The following is an 18,823-nucleotide window of genomic DNA, read 5'->3' as shown; positions in this document are numbered from 1 at the left end:
AGATAGATTAAAAATTTTTTCAAAAAAAGTGAAATAAATCTCTGAGTTTAGTATCTAAAGTAATGAAGTGGTAATTAAGATACTAAAAAAGGAGGGTTATCTATGTAAAAAATACAAAACAAACTGTTCCTAATGGAACAATGCCGGTATAGTCAATGATTTGAAGAATTTAAAAAAGACGATAGTATTAATAGTTCTTTAAAAACAAAAATATCGAAAAGAAAAGGAGGTCTTTATGTTATTTTTAGCTAAAGTAAGAATTGATGAAAAGAAAATTGTGGAATTAGGTAAAAAACTTGAGACAGGAGAGCTTGATAAAAGTAATATTCAGATGACACATTGTTTAAAAGATGACCCTGCTGTTGGGATTAGTATCTGGGAAGTAGAAGACAGTGAGATTTTTGAGGAAAAATTTGCTCCATTTAAAGAATATTATGAAGAAATTTATGAGATTTCACCAGTTGTATTACCTGAAGAATCAATGAAGATGTTAATGAATAAGATATAAAATAATTGCAACAGGAGAGGTTTAATTGGAACCGATTGCCTCTCCTTATTTTGTGATAAACTTAAGCAGTTATACTGTCAGTGCAAAGGGGTGTAATTTTATGGCAGAAAATATTTTTAGTAATAATTATAGTAATGATACAAATGACAAAATACTTGTAGAATTGGCAAAACAAGGTAAATTAGAGGCGCTGGAAGAACTGGTCTTAAAACATCAGTCCTGGATTTACAATATTTCTTTGCGTATGACAGGAAGTATTCATGATGCTGAAGATACTACACAGGAGATTTTGATTAAAATATTAACTAGACTCTCTACATTCAATGGCAAGAGCAGCTTTCGTACCTGGCTGTATCGTATTGTGGCAAATCATGTATTTAATATGAATAGGAAAAAGCAGGAATACCTTTTTTCGTCTTTTGAGGAACATAGAAATTTACTGAAACATTCCCCTGATATGAGACTGGATGATTCTTATATTAGGAATATAGAGCAGAAGGTATTGGTTGAAGAGACAAAAGTTCGTTGTCTTATGGGTATGATTCTTTGTCTGGATAGAAAACAAAGACTAGTTTTTATCCTGGGGTCGGTTTTTTCAACAAGCTCAAAAATAGGTGGAGAAATTATGGAAATTAGTCCTGAAAATTTCCGAAAGATATTATCAAGAGCAAGAAAACAATTGAGGTCTTATATAGATGAGAGATGCAGTTTGTTAAATAAACATGGCAGTTGTAAATGTATTCGTAAAACTCAAGCTGCTATAGAGGCAGGTTATGTTAATCCTGATAATTTACAATTTGAAACTGGATATATAAAGATAGTAAAAGATTTTGCTTCTCAACATTCTAGTAAGGTTGATGATACATTAAGCATGAGTTTTCATCTTTTATTTAAAGAACAGCCTTTTTGGGATTCGCCGGATTATATTAGATTATTAAATGAAAAGATTAAGACAATAGAAACAGCCTGGGGAGGTCTAAAATCTAAATGAAAAATATCAAGGAGAATAGAACAAGAAAAGAAAGGTAAATATTAAATTTAAAAGATAAAATAGGATTAATTAAAAATAAGTGAACATGGTTATTATCATTAATTATAATTAAAAAATACTTAGACACAGGTTTATACTTAGATTTTATAGTAGAAAACTTGACATTACGATAATATAAAGATATATTTTCAACAGAGGGTATAATGAGGTGATAAGATGACTACTGAATTAAAAAAAGGTGATATTGTTGAAATAGAGCTTGATAATCTTGCTCATGGTGGTGAGTGTGTCGGGCATTTTGCTGATGGATTAGCTGTTTTTGTTCCTGGCGGGATTCCTGGAGAGCGGGTTAAAATAAGAATTACTGTTAAAAAGAAAAACTATGCCAGGGGTGAGTTATTGAAAGTTTTACAACCTGTTGAGACCAGGACTGAACCAGTATGCTCTGTGGCTGATGGCTGTGGAGGATGTCAGCTGCAGCATGTAGATTATCAAGAACAATTATTACATAAAAAACAAATGGTTATTGATTTATTAAAAAGAATCGGTGGCTTTGAAAATATAAAAGTCAATGAGCCTATTGGAGTAGACTATCCTTTTAATTATCGCAATAAAGCCCAATTTCCACTGACTAAAACTGAAGACAAAAAAATTGCAACAGGTTTTTATAAAAAGGGCAGCCATAATGTGGTTGTAAATGAAAGTTGTATAATTCAGCATCCCCTGATAAACAGGATTGTTGCCAGAACACTTGCTGTGTTAAATGATTATGAAATGAGTGTCTACAATGAAAGGACTCACCGTGGTTTATTAAGGCATTTGGTGATTAGAACAGGAGTCTGTACCAACCAGGCACTTTTAACAATTGTAACCAGTAGGAAGACGTTTAAGGATGGCAAAGAGATTGCCAGCAAGCTATTACAGCAAATTCCGGAACTGGTGGGAGTAATCCAGAATATTAACCGGGAAAAAACCAATGTAATTATGGGCGGTAAAAATATTATACTGGCAGGTCAGGATTATTATCTAGACTTTATTGGGAATGTACGATTCAAAATCTCACCATTTTCTTTTTTTCAGGTAAATACACTACAAACCAGGAAGTTATATGACATTGTTAAAAAATACGCTAATTTGGCCGGTAAGGAAACAGTCCTTGATGCTTACTGTGGTATTGGGAGTATCGCATTATACCTGGCTGATGGTGCCAAAAAAATAATTGGAATTGAAGTGGTAGTAATGGCCATTGAGGATGCCAGAGAAAATGCCCGTTTAAATAATATTGATAACTGTCAATTCATAACCGGCAGGGTAGAAGAAATACTCCCCAGACTGGTCAAAGACGGCTTAAAGCCTGATCTGGTGGTTTTTGACCCTCCCAGAAAAGGCCTTGATGAAAGAGTGATTAAGGTTATCAATAAAATACAACCTGCCAGGATTATTTATGTTTCCTGTAATCCTGCAACCCTGAGTAGAGATCTGGCTAGGATGAAGGAAAATTATGAGATAAAAGCTATCCAGCCGGTAGACATGTTTCCTCAGACTTATCATGTGGAAACAGTGGTATCTTTGCAGCTAAAAGAAGGTATTTTATGAGATAAATAGAAGTTATAGCATAGAAAGTTTTTTGTGGAGGGGATACTATGAGTTTTTTTCTATCTATTTTTTTTGTTTTTATCGGTATAGCAGGGTTAATCTATAAGGTGGAGACTGGTGTTTTTGTGGGGTTGGGCCTCCTGCCCTGGCAGATTATTAGGTTAAAGAAAGGCAGTAATTATAATATATTTGCTATAGTATTGAGTACTGTTATTGGTAGTGGTTTTTTTATTGTAGTTAGGGAGTGGGTCTTATTGTTTTTATTTCTATTTATACAGGGGTATAATTACTGGGGTCATTTACAGACTGAAAAGAGGGAAGACAATGAGTGATAAGTACTTGACAGTCTTTTAAAAATTGATATAAAATATAGAGTAGGGTAAAATATCAATTAAATATCTAAGTATATGTTAATAAAATATTTTCTAAAGAAAGGATGATTTACTATGCCAACTTATCTCTATGAGTGTGAAAATTGCGGACGGTTTGAAGAATTTCAAAAAATTACAGAGGAACCACTGGAGACCTGTCCTAAGTGTGATGGTACTGTAAAAAGGATTATTGGTTCACCAGGTATTATCTTTAAGGGTTCTGGTTTTTATGTGACAGATAATAAAAGTAGTGATAATAGTACTACTAAAACTGAAAATAATAAGGAAGAAAAGACAGAGAACAGTGGTGCTAAACAAGAAAAGGTATCTTAATGATACTGGTCAGTGCTTGTTTAATGGGTAAGAACTGCCGCTATGATGGTGGTAATCAAAAGGATTTGAAATTAATTAAATTATTGAAAGATAAGGATATTTCTTTGCTATGTCCGGAGGTAGAGGCTGGATTAAATACACCACGTCCCCCAGCAGAGATTATTAAAGGTGATGGCTGTGATGTTTTGCAGAAAAAGGCGCAGGTCCTTAATAAAAAGGGGGAGGATGTAACTGATAGTTTTATCAGGGGCTGCCAGAAGGCTTTGGCCGGGATTGATTTTACTGAGGTAGAATTTGCTGTTTTAAAATCCAGAAGCCCTTCATGTGGGGTCAATAAGATTTATTCCGGGAAATTTGATGGAAAATTGAAAAAGGGCTCTGGTGTTACGGCAGCTTTTTTAAAGGGTAAAGGTATAGCAGTTTATACAGAGGAAGAAATTGATAAAATTATAGGTTTAATGAAATAGAAATGCCAGCTGAGATTATTAGCCTGGCATTTTATAATTTAAAATACTATTAAACCGGGGTTTCCCCGGTTTTTGGTTTATTTAACCAGAGTATATTTTAAAATTTTAGAATAAAATATAGCCTGCTTGAGGTAAGCTATTAAAAACAGATAAAGGGGGTTATAAGATATATGTCAAAACGGCTATCCACAATATGTGTTGTTATTTCTGTGGGTTTAATCGTTATATTCCTTGCAGTATTTTATATCTCTAAGAGCCAGGCTGCTCAACCGACAGTTAGCTGGGGGAGTAGAGGCTCAGGGGTGATTGTATTACAGAGGAAACTTCGGAACTGGGGTTATTATTCAGGTAGTATTGATGGTACCTTTGGTAGTGAAACATACCGTGCAGTAGTCAATTTTCAGCGTAAAAACAGATTAAGGGTTGATGGAGTAGTTGGGGCAGAAACCTGGGCAGCACTGGGCTATGAGGGCGGTGGTAGAGACCGAACAACCAGGGTATCAGGAAGTGCTGGAGTGAGTAGGAGTAATAATGTTGAGATGATTGCCAGGTTAGTTCACGCTGAGGCCAGGGGTGAACCATATGAGGGACAGGTGGCAGTAGCTGCTATTTTACTAAATAGGGTTGATAGTCCTTCATTTCCTAATACTATAAGTGGAGTTATTTACCAACCACTGGCTTTTGAATCAGTAGCCAATGGTCAATTTAATTTAGCACCAAATAATGATAATATCAGGGCGGCCAGGTCAGCAATTAATGGATGGGACCCAACACACGGTTCACTCTTTTTCTGGAATCCTTCTAAACCTGTTAATCAATGGATATGGTCACGACAGATTGTAAGGAGGATAGGCAGTCATGTCTTTGCCCGTTAGTATTAAAAAAAGTAAATAAGGGGGTTTTAAAAATTAAAAGATCTTGGGTTATACCTTTACTGGTTGGTCTTCTGGTTGTTGGTGTAACAGGTTACTGGGGCTATAACCAGTATCGTGAAAAGGAACAACTTGAGGTATATATGGGGAATAAATACCAGCAGGCTTTTTATGAGCTGGTTGAGCATGTAGAACAATTACAGGTATTACTGGGTAAGAGCTTGGTATCCACCTCTGAACGACAAAACATTATGCTTTTAACAGATGTCTGGAGTCATGCCAATACAGCACAAGCAGAACTAAACAAACTGCCTCTGGCTGCCCAAACGGTGTATCAAACTGCTAAATTTTTGAGTCAGACAGGTGATTATTGTCATGCTGCAGCTCGTCAGAATGCTGAGGGTAAAGCATTGACAGATGGAAATCGCAAACAACTAGAACAACTCCGTCAGCAGGCTATTAAGGTGGCAGATAATCTACATAATGTTGAAAACCAGGTTTTTGCAGGAAATGTTAACTGGGTGGAATTAGTAAAGAGTGCCAAAAATAGTCTCGATAATGGAGATAATAACCTGCCAGATAATGTCAATGATAGTTTGGATAGTATTACAGATGAGATGGACAATATGCCTGTACTAATCTATGACGGACCTTTTTCTGACCATATTGTAAATAGAAAACCGCAGGATTTGAAAGGTGAAGAGATAAGCAGGGATGATGCCCGGCAAAGGGCTGCTAAAGTAGTTAATATTTCTAATGAGGAGAGTATCTCACAGGGTACAACTATAAATAGTAAAATACCTTCATATAATTTCCAGATTGATGCTGGAGATGAGGGCACATATTCAATAGATATATCCAAAAAAGGTGGCCACCTGGTTACAATGTTAAATAATCGGGAGGTTGATAAATCCAGTATTTCACAGAGTGAAGCAGTTGATAAGGCAGGCGATTTTCTTGCTATAAACAATTACCCCAATATGGAATCAACTTATTCAGAGATAAAGGATAATATTGCCTATATTTCTTTTGCCTATAAAGAAAAAGGTATTATAATCTATCCAGATATTATTAATGTGCAGGTAGCACTGGATAACGGACAAATACTGGCAGTTGAAGCGTTAAGTTATTTGATGTCACATCATTCCCGTGACCTTGAGGAAGCCGAGATAGGTGAAAATGATGCCAGGGAAAGGGCCAGTAAAACCCTGGAGCAAATTGAGAATATTAGATTAGCGCTTATTCCACAGGCGAGTTTAAAGGAAACCTTAACTTATGAGGTTAGAGGAACTATTGGAGGGGAGACATATCTAATATATGTAAATGCCCAAACAGGTGAAGAAGAACAGATACTAAAAGTGATTATGGGTGAAAAAGGAACCTTTGCACTTTAGTTTTTAGTACCGATAACCCTTTTTTATAGCACTTTAATGTGATATAATTATCTTAAAAAGTTGTTGTGGGGGAATTATGGAAACGGTAAGTATTAGTCAATGTAAGGATTATAATTTTGAAGCAATAATAAAACAGCTCAGGGCAATCTTTGCTAAATATAAGGTGGCAGATTATATTAAACCTGGTAAGTCTGTCTTGCTCAAGGTAAACCTTCTGACAGATAAACCTCCTGAGGCTGCTGTTACTACCAATCCTATATTTGTTAAAGCGCTGGCACGTCTTGTACGCGAGCTGGGGGCAGAAGTAATAATTGGGGACAGTCCTGGCGGGCCCTTCACTGCTGGTTTATTAAAAAAAATCTATCAGCAAACAGGTCTCTATGAGTTGGCTGATGAAGAGGGGATCGAGTTAAATTATGATTTAGCCCAGGAAAATATATCCTTTACAGGAGGTAAATATAAAAGGTCATTTATTATTGCTAAATATTATACAAAGGCTGATTTTGTAATTAACCTCCCCAAATTAAAGACACATGGTATGGCTATGATGACTGGAGCAGTTAAAAACCTTTTTGGGGCTATACCAGGTTTATTAAAGGCAGAATATCATTTAAAAATGCCGCGGATTGATCTTTTTGCGGGCATGTTAATTGACCTTGCTCTCTGTCTTAAACCTGATTTGACAATTATGGATGCGATTATAGGTATGGAAGGTGAGGGACCTTCAGCTGGTGATCCGCGAAAATTTGGGTATATAATAGCTGGTTTATCCCCTTTTGCAGTAGATACTGCTGCTGCATATTTACTGGGGATAGACCCTTTAACAGATCTGCCGACTATTCAGGCTGCACATGAAAGAGGACTGTCCTCTTCGATTGCTGATATAGAGCTTGCTGGTGATAAACTCGGGGTATTAAGGGATGTAAAAATACCTGCTATCGAAAAAAGTTCTAATTTGATTGATAGGAGATTACCTAAGAATATCAGCAACTGGCTTTCTCCTCTTTTAAGGCCACGGCCAGTTTTTCATCATGAGAAATGTACTAACTGTGCTGATTGTTGTCGAAACTGTCCAGCGGATGTAATTACTATGAAAGAAAAAGGACCCGAGGTTGATCTTGAAAATTGTATTAGGTGTTTTTGCTGTCAGGAGTTATGTAAGTACCAGGCAGTAGAGATAAAACGCCCGTTATTGGGCAACTTATTATTTAGACTATAGTAGAAACTGGTCATGGGGTGAAAAAATGAAAATTGGGGTAATTTCAGATACTCATATCCCGTCTAAAGCAAAAAAGATACCGGATATAGTATTTGATAAGTTTAGAGATATTGATTTAATTATACATGCTGGGGATATTACATCACAGGAAGTGTTGGATGATTTAGCAGTATTAGCCCCTGTTAAGGCAGTTTATGGTAATGTTGACCCACCTGAATTATGCCGTGGACTGCCAGAGAGATTAAGGATTGAACTTAATGGTTATCAGATTGGTGTTACCCACGGGCATAACCTTAAGGGACATATTATGGAACGGATAGCTTATGTTTTTCCTAAGGCCGATATAATAATCTTTGGTCATACACATCGACCCTGTAATGAAGTAATAAATGGACAGCTTTATTTTAATCCAGGATCAGCAACTGACCGGCGACTTCAGGCGAAACATTCTATCGGGATTATTACTCTGCACGACAGGATTGAAAGAGAGATTATTTATTATTAGGAGGGATAATAATGGCTGTATATGACCTCAGCCACCGTCTGGCTAAAATGTTGAAGAAATCTGATGAGTATAAGGCTTATCTAGAGGCAAGAAAACAGGTGATGACAGATGAGAAGACTAAAGAGATGTTACTTGATTTTAAAAAAGAGCAATATAAACTACAGGCCAAGCAATTTTCTGGTCAGGAGATCGATGAGGATGATAAAAAAAGACTGACTAATCTCCAGGAGATAGTTAATCTTAATAATGTCATCAAGAAGTATATGGAGGCTGAATACAGGGTAACAATCTTACTTAATGATGTACAGGAAATATTATTTGGTGACCTGGAGATAGGATTACCTCAGGATGAAGAAAAGCACCCTACTGATTGATGGGGTGCTTTTTATTTATTCCTTATACCTGTTGAACTTCTTTTACCCCTGGTACGTGTTCTTTGAGGGTACGTTCAATCCCATTTTTAACAGTCAGGGTAGACATGGGACATCCCTGGCAGGCACCAAGTAGTTTGACTTTAACAACACCATCTTCAGTAACTTCAACTAGCTCTACATCACCACCATCAGCCTGAAGACCTGGTTTTATTTTATCAAGAATTTTTACTACTTCTTCTTGCATATTTTACACCCCCTATTGAACTTTTCTTTAACTTATTATAACATTATTATTAGTAAAAATAAAGCAATCTATAAGCTGGAATTTATTCTTTTTCTTCTACCTTTGGTGGACCGACCTTTATATAAAAGCTTAGCTGGTCACTGATAACCATATAGAGTAGTTCTAACTGGTAGGTTTTATCTTCAATAATTATGAAACGCTGGTGAATTACATCTTTAAGTAGCAGGGGGTCTATTTCTTCGATTTCTTTCCCCATTAAACCAGCCAGCAGATCACTTATCTTTGTTTTGATGGCCTGCTGGGTATGTTTATTGACATCAGCATCCAGTTCAATATTAATCTTATTGATAAATGTTTTTCTAAACCTGTTGAATTTTTCTTCTAATTGTTTGATTTGTTCTGACTGTTCTCTGTTTTTAACTGTCAATTCGTTTCTTTCCAGGATAAGCTGGTCGATTATCCGGCCGGAATATAGGTTTAAAAAGGTTGCTCCTGTAATAATACCCAGTAAGAAGATAACGATTATATAGATAAATTCTTTTTTTGTAAAGACTAGAAAAGAGTTAAGCAAATTACTTGCCCCCACAGAAGACTATTATTATCCAGTAACCCAGCTGCCCCCCCAAAAAGGCGCTTAAGAGTATAAAGAATTGTTCAACAATAATGCTTAACTGTCCTTGAAAGATGACTCCTTCCAATAAACGGAGATTGGCAAATGTACCACCGATAGCACTTATGATGGCGTATAGTTTAAGGTCATCAGCTATATCGACCATTATTTTGAGGGGGGATTGATTGATAATTAACCCACCAATACTGCCGATAAAAGACCCCCCTAAGACTACTCCAAGGGCAATAAAAAAAACAGGTATGACACGGTTCATTTATTTCACCTCATTATAATTATAATTTGAAAGAAGGATAATTATGACAGCTAACTTTGTTCACTTACACGTCCATACTGAATATAGTCTTCTGGACGGAGCTCTGCGCATCAAGGACCTTGTTCAGTATAGTAAAGAGCTGGCTATGCCGGCAGTGGCTATGACCGATCATGGGGTTTTATATGGTGCAGTAGACTTTTACCGGCAGGCTGTTCGGGAAGGTATTAAACCAATTATCGGTTGTGAGGTTTATTTAGCCCCTGGTTCTAGATTTGAGAAGAGTAAGAGAGAGAGATACCATTTGGTATTACTGGCTATGGATAATGAGGGTTACCATAATCTGATAAAATTGGTATCACAAGCCTGGCTGGAAGGTTTTTATTATAAGCCGAGGGTAGATAAGGATTTATTATACGAACATCACAAGGGACTGGTTGCTCTATCGGCCTGTGTTCAGGGTGAAATACCACAATTGATTTTAAAGGGAAAAGAGGAAAAGGCCAGAGAAACATCCCTGGAATATAGGGAGATATTTGGTAAAGGTAATTTCTATTTTGAATTACAGGACCACCACCTGGGAGATGAAAAAAAGGTTAATAGTCATTTGATTAAACTGGGTAAGGAGCTTAATATTCCACTACTGGTTACTAATGATGTACACTACTTAAAACAAAGTGATGCTGAACTCCATGATGTTTTGCTGGCAATGCAGACAGGTAAGACAGTAGATGATGAAAATAGAATGACCTTTCCTAATGATAAATTTTATTTTAAGAAACCTGCTGAAATGTTCAGGCTTTTTCCATCACTGTCAGAAATTTACCAGAATACAGTTGATTTAGCAGAACGTAGTGAAGTAAAACTTGACTTTAATACCTTTTATCTGCCTGATTACCCTGATGCCGGGGGTAAAGAGGCTGCAGCAAAATTGTTGAGAAGAAAGTGTCAGGATGGTCTACTTGATAAAGGACTGGCTGATAATAAAGTAGCCCAGGAAAGGCTTGAGTATGAATTAAAGGTAATTGAAGAGATGGGTTATGTCTCTTATTTCTTGATTGTCTGGGATTTTGTTGACTATGCTGTTAGAAATGATATTAGAGTAGGTCCGGGTAGGGGTTCAGCAGCCGGGAGTCTGGTTTCGTATCTCCTGGGGATAACCCGTATTAATCCCTTGGAGTATAATCTTATTTTTGAGAGGTTTTTAAACCCTGAAAGGGTAACCATGCCTGATATTGATATAGATTTTGATGAACGAAGGGATGAGATAATAGAATATGTACGGGAAAGGTATGGAGATGAGAAAGTTGCCCAGATTGGGACTTTTGGGACTATGGCAGCCAGGGCCGCTATCCGTGATGTGGGACGTGTTTTAAATATACCATTAAAAAGAGTTGATCGGGTTGCTAAAATGGTGCCGTCAAGGCCGGGTATTAGTCTGGATGAAGCCCTGAAGATGAATGAAAAGCTATTAAATTATTATCAAAGTGATCAAGAAATTGCCCGCTTGGTGGATTTTGCTAGAGGTGTTGAGGGATTACCAAGACATATTTCCACACATGCAGCAGGTATTATTATCGGCTCCAGGGATTTAAGTGAATTAATACCACTTCAGACCCAGGATGAAGCTGTCATAACCCAGCTTCCCATGAATGACCTGGAGAGTCTTGGTTTATTGAAAATGGATTTCCTGGGTTTAAGGAATCTTACTATTATTAATAAGGCTCTGGATAATATCAAAGTAAACTGTGGCCATGATATAGTGGTTGAGCAGATACCATTAGATGACCCGGCTGTTTATCAACTATTACAGCAGGGCAGAACCTTAGGGGTCTTTCAGATGGAATCCTACCTCTTTCAGGACCTTAACCAGCGCTTAAAACCAGATAGGTTCTCTGATTTAATTGCCATCCTTGCATTAGGACGTCCAGGACCACTTGGTAGTGGTCTTGTTGATCAGTATATTGATAGTAGACATGGTTTAAGAAAACCAGAATACCTCCATTCATCACTTGAACCAATACTTAAGGAAACATTTGGTTTAATACTCTATCAGGAACAGGTGATGGAGATTGCCAGTAAGATTGCTGGCTACACAATGGGTGAAGCTGATCTATTGAGAAGGGGTATGGGTAAAAAGAAAAAAGAACTGATTGCTAATGAGCGGGCAAAGTTTGTCAGGGGTGCTGAAGAATTAAGGGATATTAAGCAGGATATTGCCAATAAAATCTTTGATCAGATGGAATATTTTGCAGGATATGGTTTTAATAAATCACATAGTGCTGCCTATGCTATGCTGGCCTATCAGACTGCTTATCTTAAAGAAAAGCATCCAGCAGAATTTATGGCTGCAGTTTTATCATCTGTGATGAGCAACCTGGATAAGGTTGGACAGTATATTCGTGAATGTAAAGAAATGGGGATTGCGGTTTTACCCCCTGATATTAATAAAAGCCACTATGAATTCAGGGCAATGTCAGATGGGAAGATCCACTTTGGTTTAAAGGCTATTAAAAATGTAGGAACTGCAGCGATCAAGGCCATTATTGAAGGCAGGCAGTCAGAACCCTATCATTCACTTGAGGATTTTCTCAAAAGAGTTGAACTTAGACCTCTTAATATCCAGATTATTGAATCATTGATCAAGGCAGGTGCTTTTTCATCCTTTGAAGAAAAGAGGTCTCAGATTTTAATCAAGTTTGAGGAAATCTATGAGAAGGTAAGTTCCGGGCGCCGTCATCACAGCACAGGACAGACCTCGTTTTTTGATGTAGTTGCTAATAAAGAGGATTTTTTTGAAGATAGTATTAAATACCCGGATATTGCGGAGCTTTCCCTGGAAGAGAAACTGGCCCAGGAACGGGAATATCTGGGAATATATCTTTCGGCACACCCCCTTGACAGGTTCCAAAAAAAGATAGCTTGTTTTACTAATTGTGATAGCCAGTTTATCAAAGATGTTGATAGTGAAGAAAATACTGCTCAAAAGGTACTTGTGGCAGGGATGGTTATTGAAAAAAAAGAACATATCACCCGACGTAAGCAACAGATGGCTTTTTTGACAATAGAAGACTGGGCTGGTAAGATAGAGGTAATTGTCTTCCCGGGTGTTTACAGGGATAACGCTGATTTCCTGGAAAAAGGCAAGAAGGTTTTGATAATGGGCAGACTGGATGAGGGTAAGGTCCTGGCTGATAGGGTTCTTTCTCTTGAGATACCTTACCTTATGATAGAATTGACCAGTAAAGAAAGTCTTAAAGAAATAAAAGAGATTCTTCAGAAATATAAAGGAGATAATCCTGTTTTTTTCAGGGTAGATAGAGGGGATTATGCTGATTTAATACTCAGTAATAGGAGATACTGGATAGGAGATAGTAGTAAAGTGCTGCAGGCTTTTGAGCCTTTAAAGGAAATAGAAATAAAAATATTTGATTAAATATATATAAGTAGTACTTAAATATTGCACTTTCTCGTTCCAGCCAATTATATTAATTCCGCTTGTCGTTCGTTACGGCGTCGTACCTCCACTCACTGTCATATATTTTTCACTCCGGCGTCCTGCCTACGTGAAAAATATAGAGTCGCTCCATTAATATAATTGGCTTACACAAAGCATTAGTGTGAATAAATTAAATGAAATTTATATACTTGGAGGAATGCTAATGAATGATTTGATTTTTTCCTGGTTAAATCAATATCTTTCAAAGGAGTGGGCTGTTTTTTTTACGGCCTGTCTGCCGATTGTAGAGCTCAGGGGAGCGATACCACTGGCTATTGCCCTGGGTATTTCTCCCTGGAAGGCTTACTTATTATCAGTGGCCGGTAATACGGTTCCTGTGATACCATTATTATTGTACTTAAGGCCGATTAGATTATTTTTGATAAGCAACTCCAGTTTTATGGAGTCTTTTTTTGGCTGGCTGGATAAAAGGACTATCAATAAAAGTGCTCAGATAGAGAAATATGGGGCAGTAGCCTTAATATTATTTACGGCGATTCCGTTACCGACAACCGGGGCGTGGACAGCCAGCCTGGCAGCACTTTTGTTTAAGATTAAGTTTCGTTATGCTTTTCCGGCTATTATTGCCGGGATATTCCTGGCAGGGATAATAATGACTATCCTTAGTCTTACAGGTAAGGCTATATTCTAAAGGAGGAAAATTTAAGTTATCTAATCTAAGTTTAAGTAATTTTCAAACTATTTTATATAATTTGTTGAAATATAATTTTATTTATGTTATCATATAATAAATTAAAGGGTTGTAACTGGGAACAGGCAACACCTAAATTAGAGAGAACACAGCTTAAAGAAGTGTTCTATGCTAATTTAGGTGTTTTTTAGTAAAATATAAAATAAATATTAATTTTGTTGTTTGCTGAAAATGTTGAGTATTAATTTCTGAGTTATCTATGTGGAGAGTGTGATTGGATGAAGGTGAAGAAAGTATACAACAATAATATTCTTTTAGCTGAAAATGAACAATTATTAGAGGTAATATTGCTTGGACGTGGAATCGCTTTTAAGAAAAAAGCTGGAGATAAGGTTGATGTTTCAAAAATAGAGAAAACCTTTATCTTAGATTCTCCTGAGCTTTATTCAAGCTTTGTTAAATTATTACAGGAAGTTCCTTTAAATCATGTGAAATTGGTAGAAAAAATTGTTAATGAGGCACAAGAAGAATTGAAGGTAAAGTTTCATGATAGTATCTATATTGCATTAACAGACCATATGAGCTATGCTTTATCTAGATATAAGATGGGAATAGAAATGAAAAATGCATTGCTGTGGGAAATCAAAAGAATTTATGAAAAAGAATATAAGGCAGCATGTCATTCTTTGGAAATCATCCAATATTATGAAGGGATTGAAATGTCAGCAGATGAAGCGGGCTTTATCGCACTCCACTTTGTGAATGCACAGCAGGATGGAGAAAAAATGAAGATAACTATGACGATTACTGAAATTGTAAATGATGTGCTAAACATTGTAAAGTATCATTTCAATATTGAATATGACCAAGAATCTTTGAGCTATAGCAGATTTATTAGACATATCCGCTACTTTGCCAGGCTTATGCTCCATAATAAAATAGTATCAACAGACGATGACTTTTTATATAAGCAGGTGAAAAATAAATGTCCACAAGAGAAAGTGTGTGTAGATAAGATAAAGGTTTATTTTGATAAAAAATTCAACTACAAGATTTCTAAGGAAGAAATGGTATATTTTATGATCCATATTAATCGTATTATCAAGTATGAAAAAAAGGGTTAGTGATGATAAGAAAATTAAAAATAAATATTGTTAAGAAAATAAGGGTTGTAACCGTATAAGGGCAATACCTAAATTCATGGAAAATAAATTTCGGCTTGAGAATGTAAAAGCCAATTATGTTTTCTTGAATTTAGGTTTTTTATTTATTTTCACAAAAAAGAAAGTCGATGCTTTTTTGTGAAAATAAATAAAACTAAAAAGGGAGGAATAAATTATGGATAATCGAAAATTAGCAAAAGATATTTTAAGCTATGTAGGCGGTATTAATAATATTGCTCAATTAGCAAACTGTGCTACTCGGTTAAGAATGAATTTTAAAGATGAAAGATTAGTTGATTTAGAAGACTTAAAGAAGATAGATGGTGTTATGGATGCCATTTATAAGTCAGGCCAATATCAGATTATTATTGGTACAGAGGTTGCGAACGTATGTGAGGAAATGGGAAAGCTAGGGCATATAAGTGTGTCCGCTGAGCATTCCAAACAAAAAGGTGGGAAACTGGAAAGGTTGATGGATATTTTGGCCTCTATTTTCACACCAGTTATTCCGGCAATTACAGCAGCTGGTATGATAAAGGCTATTTTAGTTATATTTGTTCTTCTTGGAATGTCAAAGGATTCACAGGTTTATTCTATCTTAAGCTTTGTTGCAGATGCAGGTTTTTACTTTTTACCTGTTATGCTTGGATTTTCAACAGCAAAAAAACTGGGAGGCAATCCATATTTAGCAGCAATGATTGGGGGAATATTGTTACACCCAGGTTTTAAAGCAATGGTGACAGCAGGAGATCCAATTAGTTTTTTAGGGATTCCAGTTAAATTAGTTAATTATGCCTCCAGTGTTATTCCCATTATTTTAGCTGTTTGGTTCATGGGTTATGTAGAGCGATATGCAGATAAAATATCGCCGAAACCAATTAAATTTTTTACAAAACCAGTACTAGTTATTTTGATAGTATCACCAATTACATTAATAGTATTAGGACCGCTAGGCTCTATTATTGGTACTGGTATTGCTACAGTAGTAGGTTTCTTAAACACACATGTAAGATGGTTTGTTCCTACTGTCATGGGGGCATTTATGCCACTATTAGTATTGACAGGTATGCATTGGAGTTTTTTGCCAATCTTATTAACTTCTTATTCTACGTATGGTTACGAAGCAATTATGGGGCCAGGAAGTCTTGTTTCCAATATATGTCAAGGAGCTGCAGCCTTGTGTGTAGCTATTAAGTCAAATAATATAAAATTGAAACAACTGGGTTATTCATCAGGTATTACAGCACTTATGGGTATTACAGAGCCAGCAATGTATGGGATTACGCTGAAATTAAAAAAGCCATTGATTGCTGTCATGATTGGCGGTGCTTCTGGTGGTTTATATGCCGGCGTTATGGGGGTTGTCCGCTATACATCTGGAACACCAGGACTATTATCACTTCCTGTTTTTATCGGAGAAAATCCAATGAATATAGTTCATGCAGTTATTTCTTGCATAATTGGTTTTATTGTTACCTTTATCCTTACTTGGATCTTAGGATTTGAAGAACCAAAAGATATGGGAACAGAGAATATTTTAGGGGGAGAATCAATAAAAAATAAGTTATCATTAAATAGAAGAATAGATATTTATAGCCCGATGGAAGGACAGATAATCGATATTAACAAAGTTGATGATGATAGTTTTGCCAATGAAGTTACTGGAAAAGGTGTAGCTATAATTCCAAAAACAGGGAAAGTTGTAGCACCTTTTGATGGAACTGCAACAATGGTATTCAGTACAAAGCATGCTATTGGCTTAACAAGTGAGGAAGGTATAGAGCTGTTGATACATGTTGGAATTGACACGATGGAACTTGAAGGTAAGCATTTTAATACTCTAGTGAAAAAAGGCGATACAATTAAAAAAGGAGACCCGTTGCTAGAGTTTGACAAAGAAGCAATAGAGAAGGAAGGCTATGAATGTACTACGCCTATAGTTGTTACAAACTCAGATGATTATTTAGACGTTGTTGGTGTGGAGGAAGGAAAAGTAGAAACAGGTGAATTAATAATGATGATTTTAGAAGGGGTATATGATGAATAGACTAGATAAAGACTTCCTGTGGGGAGGAGCTATGGCTGCCAATCAATGTGAAGGAGCCCATTTGGAGGATGGGAAGGGCTTGTCCTGTATGGATATTCTTCCATCAGTTCAATATGGTAGAAAGGAAGCTATGTATAATCCTCAACTTGCATTGACCAAAAAGTATGGATATTATCCAAGCCATGAAGGAATAGATTTTTACCATAACTATAAAGAAGATATCAAGCTTTTAGCAGAAATGGGAATAAAGGCTTTTCGTACATCCATAAGTTGGCCTAGAATATTTCCTAATGGAGATGATAAAGAGCCAAATGAACTGGGACTTAAATTTTATGATCGTTTGTTTGAAGAATGTAGAAAATACAATATAGAACCAGTAGTAACCTTATCTCATTTTGATACACCATTAAATTTGAGCAAAAAATACGGCGGGTGGTATAATCGAAAACTAGTTGATTTTTACCTTAAATATTGTAAAGTTGTATTTAAACGTTATGCAGAAGTAGTAAAATATTGGATTTCATTTAATGAAATAAACATGATTACTCACATTCCATTTTTTGGTGGGGGAATTATTTTAAAAGATGACGATGATGTGATGCAGGTATCATATCAGGCGGCACATCACCAATTAGTAGCCAGTGCCCTGGCTACTAAGTTGCTGCGTGATATAAGTAAAAACGGGAAAATGGGCTGTATGCTGGCGGCTGGTTCTTATTATCCATATAGCTGTAATCCAAAGGATGTATGGGCAGCAGTTGAGAAAAATCAGGACATGTATTTCTTTATTGATGTGCAGGCGAGAGGCGGATACCCAAGCTATACAAAACGTTTATTAAAGAAAAAAGGGGTCTGCATAAAAATAGCAGCAGAAGATGAGGTGATTTTTAAAAAGCATAAGGTAGATTATATTGCATTGAGTTATTACTCGAGCAGATTGATTAGTGTTAATAAGAAGGTTTTAAAGAACATTGCTGATGGTAATGCAGTTACAACTTTGCGGAATCCTTATTTAGAAGCAACGCCATGGGGAAGACAGATTGACCCAATAGGGCTTCGAATAACCATGAATGAATTATACGATCGTTATCAGAAGCCCCTTTTTATAGTTGAAAATGGTCTTGGCGTCAGTGATAAAGTAGATGAAAATGGAGAAATTCATGATGATTATCGAATTTCCTATGTTAAAGAGCATATAAAGGCTATGAAAGGTGCTATAGCGGATGGTATAGAATGTCTTGGGTATTTGGTTTGGGGATGTATTGACTTAGTAAGTGCTGGTACAGGAGAGATGGAAAAGAGGTATGGATTTATCTATGTAGACAGAGATAATGAAGGAAATGGGACCTTGAAACGGATTAAAAAGAAATCTTTTTGGTGGTATAAAAAAGTTATCGAATCAAATGGAGAAGAGCTGTAGCTGTTGTTATGTAAAAGCGTTCATTATTTTCTTTAAAATTATATTAATATTAAGTTTTAAGCCTGCTTATCTCTATAGGTGTACCGTCAATTAACGATAGATTCTTTGGTTTTTTTAGCTTCTTTATATAGAATATAGATTCTGTTATTAATATTAAAATTCAAGAAATTTCAAATAAAATGTGAAGATGAAAACCTGCTTCTAAAAAAAGAGGCAGGTTTATTTAAAATTTTTAATAGGCCTATAGATATGTGATTAAAAAATTTAATTTGCTCTAGTAGTTACTA

The 18,823-nt window shown here is 36.1% G+C and carries 19 protein-coding genes; 16 read left to right on the top strand and 3 right to left on the bottom strand.

The window, feature by feature from the left end; translation table 11 throughout:
- The first annotated feature begins 235 nt into the window (after window positions 1-235).
- The 11 genes from GM661_RS14065 (at window position 236) to GM661_RS14015 (ending at window position 8,630) form a co-directional block, all read left to right on the top strand.
- Window positions 236-508: a hypothetical protein gene (locus GM661_RS14065; RefSeq protein ID WP_230867403.1), complete on the top strand. Its 273-nt coding sequence runs from the start codon at window positions 236-238 to the stop codon at window positions 506-508.
- A 100-nt stretch (window positions 509-608) separates the two neighbouring features.
- A complete protein-coding gene (locus GM661_RS14060) occupies window positions 609-1,499 on the top strand; it encodes an RNA polymerase sigma factor (RefSeq protein WP_230867402.1) in 891 nt (296 codons plus the stop codon).
- Window positions 1,500-1,715: 216 nt separating this feature from the next.
- Window positions 1,716-3,095 carry a 23S rRNA (uracil(1939)-C(5))-methyltransferase RlmD gene (gene rlmD / locus GM661_RS14055; RefSeq protein ID WP_230867401.1) on the top strand — a complete coding sequence of 460 codons (1,380 nt, stop codon included), beginning with the start codon at window positions 1,716-1,718 and terminating at the stop codon, window positions 3,093-3,095.
- A 47-nt stretch (window positions 3,096-3,142) separates the two neighbouring features.
- Window positions 3,143-3,427 (top strand): hypothetical protein, encoded by a 285-nt coding sequence (locus tag GM661_RS14050; RefSeq protein WP_230867400.1) that lies wholly within the window; start codon window positions 3,143-3,145, stop codon window positions 3,425-3,427.
- A gap of 114 nt (window positions 3,428-3,541) precedes the next feature.
- Entirely contained in the window at window positions 3,542-3,799 is a 258-nt protein-coding gene (locus GM661_RS14045) for an FmdB family zinc ribbon protein (RefSeq protein WP_125991281.1), read from the top strand.
- A complete protein-coding gene (locus tag GM661_RS14040; RefSeq protein WP_230867399.1) occupies window positions 3,799-4,266 on the top strand; it encodes a DUF523 domain-containing protein in 468 nt (155 codons plus the stop codon). The genes GM661_RS14045 and GM661_RS14040 overlap by 1 nt, the downstream gene beginning before the upstream one ends.
- A gap of 170 nt (window positions 4,267-4,436) precedes the next feature.
- Complete coding sequence (gene sleB, locus GM661_RS14035; protein WP_230867398.1) at window positions 4,437-5,141, top strand: spore cortex-lytic enzyme; 705 nt, start codon at window positions 4,437-4,439, stop codon at window positions 5,139-5,141.
- Window positions 5,090-6,532 carry a germination protein YpeB gene (gene ypeB, locus GM661_RS14030; protein ID WP_230867397.1) on the top strand — a complete coding sequence of 481 codons (1,443 nt, stop codon included), beginning with the start codon at window positions 5,090-5,092 and terminating at the stop codon, window positions 6,530-6,532. Before sleB ends, ypeB begins: the two co-directional genes overlap by 52 nt.
- A gap of 76 nt (window positions 6,533-6,608) precedes the next feature.
- A complete protein-coding gene (locus tag GM661_RS14025; RefSeq protein ID WP_230867396.1) occupies window positions 6,609-7,751 on the top strand; it encodes a DUF362 domain-containing protein in 1,143 nt (380 codons plus the stop codon).
- A gap of 25 nt (window positions 7,752-7,776) precedes the next feature.
- Window positions 7,777-8,256 (top strand): metallophosphoesterase family protein, encoded by a 480-nt coding sequence (locus GM661_RS14020; RefSeq protein ID WP_230867395.1) that lies wholly within the window; start codon window positions 7,777-7,779, stop codon window positions 8,254-8,256.
- Between the two features lie 11 nt (window positions 8,257-8,267).
- Window positions 8,268-8,630 carry a YlbF family regulator gene (locus GM661_RS14015; protein ID WP_125991275.1) on the top strand — a complete coding sequence of 121 codons (363 nt, stop codon included), beginning with the start codon at window positions 8,268-8,270 and terminating at the stop codon, window positions 8,628-8,630.
- A gap of 22 nt (window positions 8,631-8,652) precedes the next feature.
- Here GM661_RS14015 and GM661_RS14010 read toward each other — a convergent pair whose 3' ends face one another.
- The 3 genes from GM661_RS14010 to GM661_RS14000 all read right to left on the bottom strand — a co-directional run bounded on the left by GM661_RS14010 (window position 8,653) and on the right by GM661_RS14000 (window position 9,758).
- Window positions 8,653-8,874 carry a NifU family protein gene (locus tag GM661_RS14010; protein WP_230867394.1) on the bottom strand — a complete coding sequence of 74 codons (222 nt, stop codon included), beginning with the start codon at window positions 8,872-8,874 and terminating at the stop codon, window positions 8,653-8,655.
- 82 nt (window positions 8,875-8,956) lie between these two features.
- Window positions 8,957-9,445, bottom strand: a complete 489-nt coding sequence (locus GM661_RS14005; RefSeq protein WP_230867393.1) for a hypothetical protein — start codon at window positions 9,443-9,445, stop codon at window positions 8,957-8,959.
- A gap of 1 nt (window position 9,446) precedes the next feature.
- Window positions 9,447-9,758, bottom strand: coding sequence for a YtrH family sporulation protein (locus tag GM661_RS14000; protein WP_125991272.1), 312 nt, complete (start codon window positions 9,756-9,758; stop codon window positions 9,447-9,449).
- A gap of 43 nt (window positions 9,759-9,801) precedes the next feature.
- On the opposite strand from GM661_RS14000, the gene GM661_RS13995 reads away from it, so the two are divergent.
- From GM661_RS13995 to ascB, 5 genes are all read left to right on the top strand, one after another.
- A complete protein-coding gene (locus tag GM661_RS13995) occupies window positions 9,802-13,191 on the top strand; it encodes a DNA polymerase III subunit alpha (protein WP_230867392.1) in 3,390 nt (1,129 codons plus the stop codon).
- 226 nt (window positions 13,192-13,417) lie between these two features.
- Window positions 13,418-13,906 carry a COG2426 family protein gene (locus tag GM661_RS13990; protein WP_230867391.1) on the top strand — a complete coding sequence of 163 codons (489 nt, stop codon included), beginning with the start codon at window positions 13,418-13,420 and terminating at the stop codon, window positions 13,904-13,906.
- A gap of 278 nt (window positions 13,907-14,184) precedes the next feature.
- Entirely contained in the window at window positions 14,185-15,030 is an 846-nt protein-coding gene (gene licT, locus GM661_RS13985; protein ID WP_230867390.1) for a BglG family transcription antiterminator LicT, read from the top strand.
- A 214-nt stretch (window positions 15,031-15,244) separates the two neighbouring features.
- Entirely contained in the window at window positions 15,245-17,116 is a 1,872-nt protein-coding gene (locus GM661_RS13980; protein ID WP_230867389.1) for a beta-glucoside-specific PTS transporter subunit IIABC, read from the top strand.
- Window positions 17,109-18,536, top strand: coding sequence for a 6-phospho-beta-glucosidase (ascB, locus tag GM661_RS13975; protein WP_230867388.1), 1,428 nt, complete (start codon window positions 17,109-17,111; stop codon window positions 18,534-18,536). The genes GM661_RS13980 and ascB overlap by 8 nt, the downstream gene beginning before the upstream one ends.
- The last annotated feature ends 287 nt before the right edge of the window (window positions 18,537-18,823 follow it).

Source organism: Iocasia fonsfrigidae, from assembly GCF_017751145.1.
GTDB classification, from domain to species: domain Bacteria; phylum Bacillota; class Halanaerobiia; order Halanaerobiales; family DTU029; genus Iocasia; species Iocasia fonsfrigidae.
Note: the sequence above shows the minus strand (reverse complement) of the source record. Positions and strands in the feature narration are given on the sequence as shown.